This window comes from Pseudomonas sp. NPDC087598 (genome assembly GCF_044743525.1).
Classification (GTDB): domain Bacteria; phylum Pseudomonadota; class Gammaproteobacteria; order Pseudomonadales; family Pseudomonadaceae; genus Aquipseudomonas.
The window spans coordinates 107,893-116,850 of record NZ_JBIUWQ010000013.1; the positions used below are offsets into that span (position 1 = coordinate 107,893).

11 protein-coding genes and 1 pseudogene are annotated in these 8,958 nt (G+C 58.4%); 4 read left to right on the forward strand and 8 right to left on the reverse strand.

Going from position 1 to position 8,958, the window contains the following annotated elements:
- Both ACIOWE_RS10245 and earP read right to left on the reverse strand, forming a co-directional pair.
- A pseudogene (locus tag ACIOWE_RS10245) lies at nucleotides 1-119 on the reverse strand (elongation factor P); the annotation flags it as partial.
- A gap of 48 nt (nucleotides 120-167) precedes the next feature.
- Nucleotides 168-1,310: an elongation factor P maturation arginine rhamnosyltransferase EarP gene (earP, locus tag ACIOWE_RS10250; RefSeq protein WP_401390523.1), complete on the reverse strand. Its 1,143-nt coding sequence runs from the start codon at nucleotides 1,308-1,310 to the stop codon at nucleotides 168-170.
- Between the two features lie 124 nt (nucleotides 1,311-1,434).
- Here earP and ACIOWE_RS10255 point away from each other — a divergent pair, with 124 nt between their 5' ends.
- On the forward strand, nucleotides 1,435-1,842 hold the full coding sequence (locus ACIOWE_RS10255; RefSeq protein WP_401390526.1) for a hypothetical protein: 408 nt from the start codon (nucleotides 1,435-1,437) through the stop codon (nucleotides 1,840-1,842).
- A gap of 2 nt (nucleotides 1,843-1,844) precedes the next feature.
- The gene (locus ACIOWE_RS10260; protein ID WP_401390529.1) at nucleotides 1,845-2,327 is read left to right on the forward strand and encodes a transcription elongation factor GreAB; all 483 of its coding nucleotides are present in this window, start codon (nucleotides 1,845-1,847) and stop codon (nucleotides 2,325-2,327) included.
- A 9-nt stretch (nucleotides 2,328-2,336) separates the two neighbouring features.
- Here ACIOWE_RS10260 and cysB read toward each other — a convergent pair whose 3' ends face one another.
- From cysB to ACIOWE_RS10285, 5 genes are all read right to left on the reverse strand, one after another.
- Nucleotides 2,337-3,311, reverse strand: coding sequence for an HTH-type transcriptional regulator CysB (gene cysB, locus ACIOWE_RS10265; protein WP_007908591.1), 975 nt, complete (start codon nucleotides 3,309-3,311; stop codon nucleotides 2,337-2,339).
- A 113-nt stretch (nucleotides 3,312-3,424) separates the two neighbouring features.
- The gene (locus ACIOWE_RS10270) at nucleotides 3,425-3,928 is read right to left on the reverse strand and encodes a universal stress protein (protein ID WP_401390532.1); all 504 of its coding nucleotides are present in this window, start codon (nucleotides 3,926-3,928) and stop codon (nucleotides 3,425-3,427) included.
- 98 nt (nucleotides 3,929-4,026) lie between these two features.
- Complete coding sequence (locus ACIOWE_RS10275) at nucleotides 4,027-4,932, reverse strand: 5'-nucleotidase (protein WP_201237345.1); 906 nt, start codon at nucleotides 4,930-4,932, stop codon at nucleotides 4,027-4,029.
- 29 nt (nucleotides 4,933-4,961) lie between these two features.
- Nucleotides 4,962-5,915 (reverse strand): putative 2-dehydropantoate 2-reductase, encoded by a 954-nt coding sequence (locus ACIOWE_RS10280; RefSeq protein ID WP_401390535.1) that lies wholly within the window; start codon nucleotides 5,913-5,915, stop codon nucleotides 4,962-4,964.
- Nucleotides 5,916-6,302, reverse strand: coding sequence for a thioredoxin family protein (locus ACIOWE_RS10285; protein WP_401390538.1), 387 nt, complete (start codon nucleotides 6,300-6,302; stop codon nucleotides 5,916-5,918). It abuts the gene before it with no gap.
- Here ACIOWE_RS10285 and ACIOWE_RS10290 point away from each other — a divergent pair.
- On the forward strand, nucleotides 6,301-6,744 hold the full coding sequence (locus tag ACIOWE_RS10290; protein ID WP_123587442.1) for a PilZ domain-containing protein: 444 nt from the start codon (nucleotides 6,301-6,303) through the stop codon (nucleotides 6,742-6,744). The genes ACIOWE_RS10285 and ACIOWE_RS10290 overlap by 2 nt on opposite strands.
- Nucleotides 6,745-6,874: 130 nt before the next feature.
- Entirely contained in the window at nucleotides 6,875-7,951 is a 1,077-nt protein-coding gene (locus ACIOWE_RS10295) for a 3-deoxy-7-phosphoheptulonate synthase (protein ID WP_401390541.1), read from the forward strand.
- A gap of 65 nt (nucleotides 7,952-8,016) precedes the next feature.
- Here the strand turns inward: ACIOWE_RS10295 and ACIOWE_RS10300 are convergent, their stop codons facing one another.
- A complete protein-coding gene (locus ACIOWE_RS10300) occupies nucleotides 8,017-8,298 on the reverse strand; it encodes a GNAT family N-acetyltransferase (RefSeq protein WP_201237342.1) in 282 nt (93 codons plus the stop codon).
- Between the last annotated feature and the right edge of the window lie 660 nt (nucleotides 8,299-8,958).

Here is an 8,958-nt window from a genome sequence, read left to right on the forward strand (position 1 = left end):
TTGGTCTTCATGATCTCGCTGTTACGGCGCGACTTGGTGAATTCAGCTTTCTGAACCAGCCTAGGATCGTTGTCGATACGGATCACGGTACCGGGTTTGAGTTCTTTACCAGTTTTCATTGCGAATATCCGAATTTGGATGGGATTTACAAAAATCTAGGCCGCGTATCATATCCAATTTAGGTAAAACTGTACCAGCGCTGCGGCAAGATCCGCCTGCAAGCCTTGTTCCAGACACCATGCTTCGGCATTTTCCTTTAGCTCTGGCCAATGTTTACGGGCTTCGAGCCAGTGCCCACCGATCGGCTGCCCCGCACTCCAGGCCTGCCAGAGACCGTTCATCGCCTGCGCCGCGGCTGGCGAAAGGCCTTTCGAATAGAGCGCGAGGAAGGCATCGAGCTTATCCAGATGGATGTCTTCGTTCTGCTGGTAGATGTGCCAGAGCATCGGTCGCCCCGCCCACTGCGCCCGGACGAACGAGTCCTCGCCGCGCACCGCGTTGAAATCGCAGCACCAGAGCAGATGATCGTATTGATCCTGACGGACGAACTGCAGCACCTGCACGGTCAGCGCCTGACGTACATGTATTGCCCCGGCGTTGAGGGTCTCGACCCCGAGCCAACGCGCGACGTCGCCGAGAATCCGCCCTTCCGGCACCAGCAAGTGAGTGGCTGTCGCGTCGGCTGCGAGTACATCCAGCCAACTGGCCAGTCCGGCATTCTCGTAGGCAAATAGAGAAACCAGTTGGGCGTCCGCCGCGCGCTCAACCCCCAAGCCTTGCAGGAATTGTCGCTGTGCTTGGGGATCCTGCTGAAATTGCCGACGCTGTTCGAGTAATCCTCGCTCACGCAGCAGTCCGCCAGTGCCCGGCTGGAATCCCGGAAAGAAGAAGAACTTCTGCACCGACTTGTACTTCACCGATGGCAGGCCGTGGCAGCCAATAACCCACTCCTCGGCACTCAGATAGTCGAGGTTCATCCACAAGGGCGGCTTTTCGCGACCGGCCATCGCGTCCATGTATTCGCTGGGCAGCTGACAGGCGAACGCGGCGATCACCACATCAGCGGCGTCGGTGTGCGGCCACTCGCTCGGCCAGTGCCGCACCTCCACGCCCTGCTGCCATTGTTGCGTGGCGTTGATGTCGATCTCCGGACAGATGCGCTCGAACGCGCGCAGATCATCGACCCACAGCCGCACCACCGATGAATGCTCAGCTACCAATTGCCGGGCCAGGCGCCAGGTCACGCCGATATCGCCATAGTTATCGACGACGGTGCAAAAAATATCCCAGCGGGTTTTCAGTTCCGACATTCAAGACTCCCGTTGGCAAAAGCACCGATTGTCCGCATAAATGACCTCGTGCAGAAGAGCCGACGCCGATTAATCTTCGTGCGACAATCGCCACTTGCCCGCAACCATCCGCCAGGAGGCAGCCATGCCCTATCGTCCCAATTCGCGTCGCCCCTTGCCTGTTCAGCTCAGCGCGCTGCATTTGACCGGCAGCATTGCCTTGGGCATGTGGCTGGGCTTTTTGGCTATCGCGCTGACCTGCTGGCTGCTCTCGCGCTTTTTCTTCAACGAGCAACTGGCGCCAGTGGCTCAGGCCGTGCAGCAACTGGCCAACCCGCCGGCGGTTCAACCGGTGCCGGATATTCCGCCGCAGAGCCCGCTGTTCGATCAGTACGAAGAAAACCTGCGCAAGAACGAGCAACAGAATCGTCTCGATCAGGCACGCAGCAGCAGCCGTAATCAATCGAATCCGAAATGCCAGTTCTGGCTGCAACAGGACCAGACCGCGCCAAGCGAAAAGAGCCGCGCCAACGTTTTGCAATTCTGCGACTGATCATGAACAAACACACTGTCCACCAATTGATTCTCGACAAGCTGCGCATCGACCTCGATATCGCCGAACGCGCCGCCCAAACCGCTTACGAAACCGCGACTCACGAAGAGAACATCGCCGAAAACAAATACGACACCTTGGGGCTTGAGGCGTCTTATCTGGCGGCCGGACAAGCAAAACGCGTCGAGGAAATCCGCCAGTCACTGGCGCTGTGCCAGAACCTGACGCCGCGCGCCTATGACGAAAATCGGGGAATAGAGATCGGCGCCCTGCTCGGTCTGGAAGACGAAAAGGGGCGTGAGCAATGGCTGTTTCTGGCGCCGGATGCGGCGGGGCTGAAAGTCGACGTGGTCGGTCAGCCGATTACCGTCATCACCCCGCGCTCGCCCATGGGCAAGAGCCTGCTGGGCAAATTCGAGGGTGACGAGGTGGAGATTCTGGTGGCGGGCACCCGGCAACAGTTTGCTGTCACCGAGGTGCTTTGAAGCGCGGACTTAGTGGACGGGCAGCTCGACGCCGTCGAACAGCTCTTCCAGCTCTTGCTTGTTGTGGCACTGGATGGCTTTGGCCATCACTTCGCGGGTCAGGTGCGGAGCAAACTTCTCGATGAAGTCGCACATGAAACCACGCAGGAAAGTACCGCGACGGAAACCGATCTTGGTGATGCTCGATTCGAACAGCTCGCTGGCATCCAGCACCACCAGATCGTTGTCGAGTTTGGTATCAACCGCCATTTTGGCGACGATGCCGACACCCAGGCCCAGACGCACGTAGGTTTTGATCACGTCGGCGTCGGCAGCGGTGAACACCACTTTCGGTGTCAGGCCACGATGACTGAACGCTTCGTCGAGTTTCGAACGGCCGGTGAAACCGAACACGTACGTCACGATCGGGTATTCGGCGAGCGCTTCGAGGGTCAGCTTCGGCAGCTTGGTCAGGGGATGGCCCTGCGGCACGACCACACAGCGGTTCCAGCGATAGCACGGCATCATCACCAGATCACCGAACAACTCCAGCGCTTCGGTGGCGATGGCGAAATCGACAGTGCCGTCAGCGGCCATTTCAGCGATCTGCATCGGCGAACCCTGGTGCATGTGCAGCGCCACGTCCGGATATTGCTTGATGAAATTGCTGATCACCGGCGGCAGTGCATAACGTGCCTGGGTGTGAGTAGTAGCGATCGACAGGGTGCCTTTCTTCTCGTTGGAGAATTCCTGGGCAATCTGCTTGATGCTTTCAACCTTGCGCAGAATCTCACCGGCAGTGGTGATGATGCGCTCGCCGGCCGGCGTGACGCGGGTCAGGTGCTTGCCGCTTCGGGCGAACACTTCAACGCCGAGTTCATCTTCCAGCAGGCGGATTTGTTTACTGATACCCGGTTGCGAGGTGTAAAGGCTTTGGGCTGTAGCGGAAACGTTGAGGTCGTGGTGCGCCACTTCCCAGATGTAGCGCAATTGTTGAAGCTTCATATGTATCCCTCAAAGCAGGTAGACGCCACGGGCATCAGCGACGGTATATAACTATATTAATGGTTTGAATAATAAATCTAGAACTTTTTTATCAAAAGGCCATTAATCCTGCCTCAGCGATCCTCCCGCCGCCGACGCTCCACCAGCGGCACAAGATAAACCGGCACCTTGGACAATTGCAGGACCCGCGTCGCCGTGCGACCCAACGGCGTTTCCGCGCCCACCCCATGGCTGTGACTTCCTACGATCAGCAAATCGACAGAGAGTTTCTGCACCTGGTCAAGAATCACCTGCGACGGATCGCCCTGCAGCACGCGTACCGCGCGAATGCGCTGCAGATCCTGCTCGCCTTCGTCCCCCAGCTCTTCGCGAAAGCTCTCCAGCACCCGCTGCTCGATATTGGCGATGACTGTTTTCAGACCCTCGCTGTGAAATTCGTTCAATGCCTGCTCGTCGAGATAACTCTGCAACACCGACTCGGCAAACAGCCCCATCGGCTCCACCGCGTGCACTACATACAAGTCGGCATTGAATGTTCGCGCCAAAGCCAGGGCGTGCTGCATCACTAACGGTGCGTACAGACCGAGGTCAGTGGCATACAGCATCGAACGAATCATATGACCTCCTCGCAAGCCAACATGGCGGAGATTTGATTCAGCTTAGCAGTGCCTTGACGAGTACGACGTGCGACGCAACGTCTTGAAGCACAGGGGCTTTAGATCGATGGTTCGTTGCTGATGCCGTGGGGCACGTGGCCGGTGGCGACCACTTCGCGGGCGAGTTCGCAGTGGCCGGCCTGATCGTCGAAGAACACGTCGGCGGCAAACGCTTCGAGAAACGCCGATTTGGTCAGGCCACCGAGGAACAGAGATTCGTCGAGGCGGATGTCCCATTCCCGCAACGTGCGGATCACCCGCTCATGCGCCGGCGCCGAACGCGCCGTGACCAGTGCCGTGCGGATCGGGCAGTCGTCGTCGGGGAACTCGCGTTGCAGCAGATTGAGCGCCGCCAGAAAGCCCTTGAACGGCCCGCCGCGCAAGGGCTCGCGCGCCGCCTCACGCTCCTTGGCCTGAAACGCTTCGAGCCCGCCGGACTGATAGATGCGCTCCGACTCGTCGGAAAAAATCACCGCGTCACCGTCGAAGGCGATGCGCAATTCATCGCTGGCCGCACGACTGGCGCCCCCGGAAAGAATGGTCGCGGCGGCGAAACCGGCATCCAGTGCCGCACGCACATCTTCGGCGTGGGTTGAAAGAAACAAGTCGCAACCAAAGGCTTTCAGATACGGATAAGGACTGCGCCCGCCGACAAACGCTGCGCGGGAAATCGCCAGACCGTAGTGATGAATCGAGTTGAACACGCGCAACCCGGTATCGGCGCTGTTGCGCGACACCAGAATCACCTCGACCCGGGCGCGGCCGAGGCGACTGTTCAGGCTCAGGAGTTTTTCCACCAGGGGGAAGGCATCGCCGGGTGCGAGGATCTCGTCTTCGTGCTCGATCTGATATTGCCGATAGGCTTCAACGCCGCTCGACAGATAAACCTTGTGGCTCTCGCTCAGGTCGAACAAGGCGCGCGACGAGATCGCCAGCACCAGTTTGTCATCAATGTTCTTCGCCATGTTTCCCCCAGCACCCGCAAAAAAACGACTCAAGTGTTGCGTCGATCAATAAAGCTCAATGCCCGATACAGCGCCTCGATTCGCGGCAGTTCACACCCCGCCGCTTTGGCTGCCGCCAACGGCCTGACGTAAATCGCCTCCAGTTCCAGCGGTCGCTTGTGCAAAAAATCGTGGTACATGCTCGGCCAGTAATCGGCCATTTTCTCGGTCATCGTAAACAGGAAATCAGCGTAACCAGGTGGCACTTCCAGACCGCAGGCCTTGGCGCCCTGCACCACTTCGGCCATCAACGCCTGAATCAACACGCGGCTGTCGGCATCGGCCATCAGCGGCGTAGTGCTGGCGCCGAGCAACACCGAGAGACCGTTATACGGGATGTTCCAGACCAGTTTCTGCCAGCGAGCCAGATACAGATTGGGCATCGCCTGGGAATCGATGCCGGCGGCGCGAAACAGCCCCGAGCCTTCCTCGACAAGCGCCATACGCGCAGCGTCGTCGGCAGCCGGGCCGCTGTGGTAACCGACGTTCACCGCGCCAAGTGCCTGATGGGTGATTTGCCCGGGGCCGTCGCGATGCACACAGATCAGGCACAGACCACCGAGCAGATGCAGCGAGTCAGGCAACAGTTCACGCAGGCTGTCCTCGACGTCGAGGCCGTTTTGCAGCACCAGCACTTTTGCATCGGGTTTTGCCGCGTGAATGATCGACGGAGCAAGACCGGCATTGCTGGTGGTCTTGGCGCCCACCAGCAGCCAGTCGCACTTGGGCATGTCTTCAGCCGAAGAGTAGGCCTGCACCGGATTGAGCGTCAGCAGGCCATGCACCGCGCTGTCCACCTGCAAGCCGCGTTCGGCCACTGCAGAAAACTCGCTGCGCAACAGAAAGTGCACATCGAAGCCGGCGCGCGCCAGCATCACGCCGTAAAACCCGCCGATGGCGCCGGTGCCGATAATCCCCACCACCGGTTTATTGATTGTCCCCATTTATGGCAACTCCTCTGCTGTTCGACTCAGCGCCTGCGCCAGCGCTGCGTTCAGCGCGTCGGCCGTCAGGCGCGTGTGCAATGCCCCAAAGAACTCGCCGTCGCGCACGACAAACAGCGCCGGCAAATGAAAGACCTGATAACGCTCGACCAGCCCGCCGTTATTGCCGGCGTCGATCCAGCACAAACGCTCGATCGCCAGATCGAACCCCGGCAACACTTCGCGGGCAAACCGGCAGCTGGCGCAGCCGACGCTGGTGAAAATCACCAGCGAAACGCCGCTCATCGCCAACAGCCGTTGGTCGGCGTCGAAATCGGTCAGTTCGGATTCGACCACTATACTGGGGGAAACAATGTCAAATGGCCGACACAGGGAGTCTGTGCTCATGGGACGTTTCATTCCTCATCCGGACGAGGTGCCGGTTGAATTAACCTTGCTCAAGCCTGAGTGTATTTCCAGGCAACAGCTGCACACTATCAGCCTCGGCGGCATCGCTTGCAATTACCACCGTGCCTGGCGTCATGGCACGGCCCTGCAAGTGCGCATGCCGACACTGAATGCCGACATCTGTTATCCGGGCTATGTGGCGTGGTGTCTGCGCCGTAAAAAAGGTTATCTGGTGGGGATCGCGTTCACCGACGAACAAACGCTGTTCAGCGCGCGAATGGGTGAGCAGGTGTGTCAGATCGAGCGCTACTGCCGCATGAACGACGCCCACGATGACCTGCAGGATATTCAGGCGCTGGCCCTGCAATGGGTCGAACAACATGCCGATGAGTTCTCCCACGACAGCGTTCGCAAGGCTTTTGCCCAGCCAGTGCTGGATTAAAGCGGCGTTTGCCCATTGTCGAGCAGGCGCGTAACGCGCTAAGGTTCCGCTCCCCGACGCGCTTAAATCTGCTGTGCTCCGCCGCGCGGGGATCGCTGGCGGCCGGCACCCGTGACCTGACGAGTAAACGATGGCTGATTTACCGATCAACGACCTAAACGTCGCCTCTAACGAGACCCTGATCACTCCTGATCAGCTCAAGCGTGATATCCCTCTGAGCGATGCTGCCCTGCGCACCGTCACCAAGGGCCGTGAAGTCATTCGCAACATTCTTGATGGCACCGACCACCGTCTGTTCGTAGTGATCGGCCCGTGCTCGATCCACGACATCAAGGCTGCCCACGAATACGCCGACCGTTTGAAGGTACTGGCTGCGGAAGTCTCCGATACCTTGTATCTGGTCATGCGCGTGTATTTCGAAAAGCCGCGTACCACCGTCGGCTGGAAAGGCCTGATCAACGATCCGTATCTGGACGACTCGTTCAAGATCCAGGACGGTCTGCACATCGGTCGCCAGTTGCTCCTGGACCTGGCTGAAAAAGGCCTGCCAACCGCCACTGAAGCCCTCGACCCGATCTCCCCGCAGTATCTGCAGGACCTGATCAGCTGGTCGGCCATCGGCGCGCGTACCACCGAATCCCAGACCCACCGCGAAATGGCTTCCGGCCTGTCCTCGGCGGTTGGCTTCAAGAACGGCACCGACGGCGGCCTGACCGTGGCGATCAACGCCTTGCAGTCGGTTTCCAGCCCGCACCGTTTCCTCGGTATCAACCAGGAAGGTGGCGTGTCGATCGTCACCACCAAAGGCAACGCCTACGGTCACGTGGTGTTGCGCGGTGGTAACGGCAAGCCGAACTACGATTCGGTCAGCGTCGCCCTGTGCGAGCAGGCGCTGAACAAGGCGAAGATCAAGCCGAACATCATGGTCGATTGCAGCCACGCCAACTCCAACAAGGACCCGGCCCTGCAACCGCTGGTGATGGAAAACGTTGCCAACCAGATCCTCGAAGGCAACCAGTCGATCATCGGCCTGATGGTCGAGAGTCATCTGAACTGGGGCTGCCAGGCGATCCCGAAAGACCTCGCCGACCTGCAATACGGCGTGTCGATCACCGATGCGTGCATCGACTGGTACGCCACCGAGAACACCCTGCGCAGCATGCACGCCAAGCTCAAGGATGTTCTGCCAAAACGCCAGCGCAGCTGATCGACATTTCGCGGGCATAAAAAAACGCCGGGCATTGCCCGGCGTTTTTGTGTGTGGCGTATGACTCAGATTTTCGCGGTGCGACGCTGATGGCGTTCCATGTAGCGCTCGACGTAGGAGCACGACGGGATCACCGTGTAGCCCATTTCTTCGGCGTATTGCAGCGCGCTTTCAGTCAGCGCTGCCGCAATGCCACGCCCGCGCAGGGCGTTGGGCACAAACGTGCGATAGATATCCAGGGTCTGTTTCCCCAGATCCATATAGGTCAGGTAGGCACGATGACCGTCCACATTGGTCTCGAACTGATGACCAGCCTGGTCATGGTGGATGGACAACGCCTCGCTCATCACTACTCCTCGCGGGTCTTGAATTCTGACCCCTACCTTACCGATGTTTTTCCGGCGAAGGAACATCTACGCCACCCCGTGCCTGATGGACACCGAGAAGAGACACACCGATCTCGCACAACCGAGCACGTAATAAATAGTAGGCACCATTGGCAAAAATGCTCAAGGTGCACTCGTCATCGCACACGTGGATCGGGGTTGCTCCGATGGACGCAGGGTGGCTGGGGGAGATGATCTTCCCGTGCCGCTCACCTGAACATTGCCGGATGTTGAGACTTAAGACGTACGACTTTGTTTAAAGTCACCTCAAGAGGGACAAAGATAGGTGACGTATCCCGCAAAATCGCTACGAAAGTGTGGACGAATTGATATAGGCAGACTTTAGCCATTGCCCACAAAACAGCACGCGACAACGGGAACTTTTTCTCAATAACTCGCTCTGCGCGGGGCTTGCAGCTGGATATTTTTTAAACAGTGCAGTTAAAAGTTGCTCGAAAAAGAATCAACGCCTACAATTTTTTTTGCTTCTTGCCTTACGTCAGTTTACTTACTACAAGTAATGGGTAGTATGTACGCCGGCTATTTCCTCAATCGGAGGAGACAGCCACTTAATGGAAAGTCCTTGAAGGGGAACACGATGAACAACGTTCTGAAATTCTC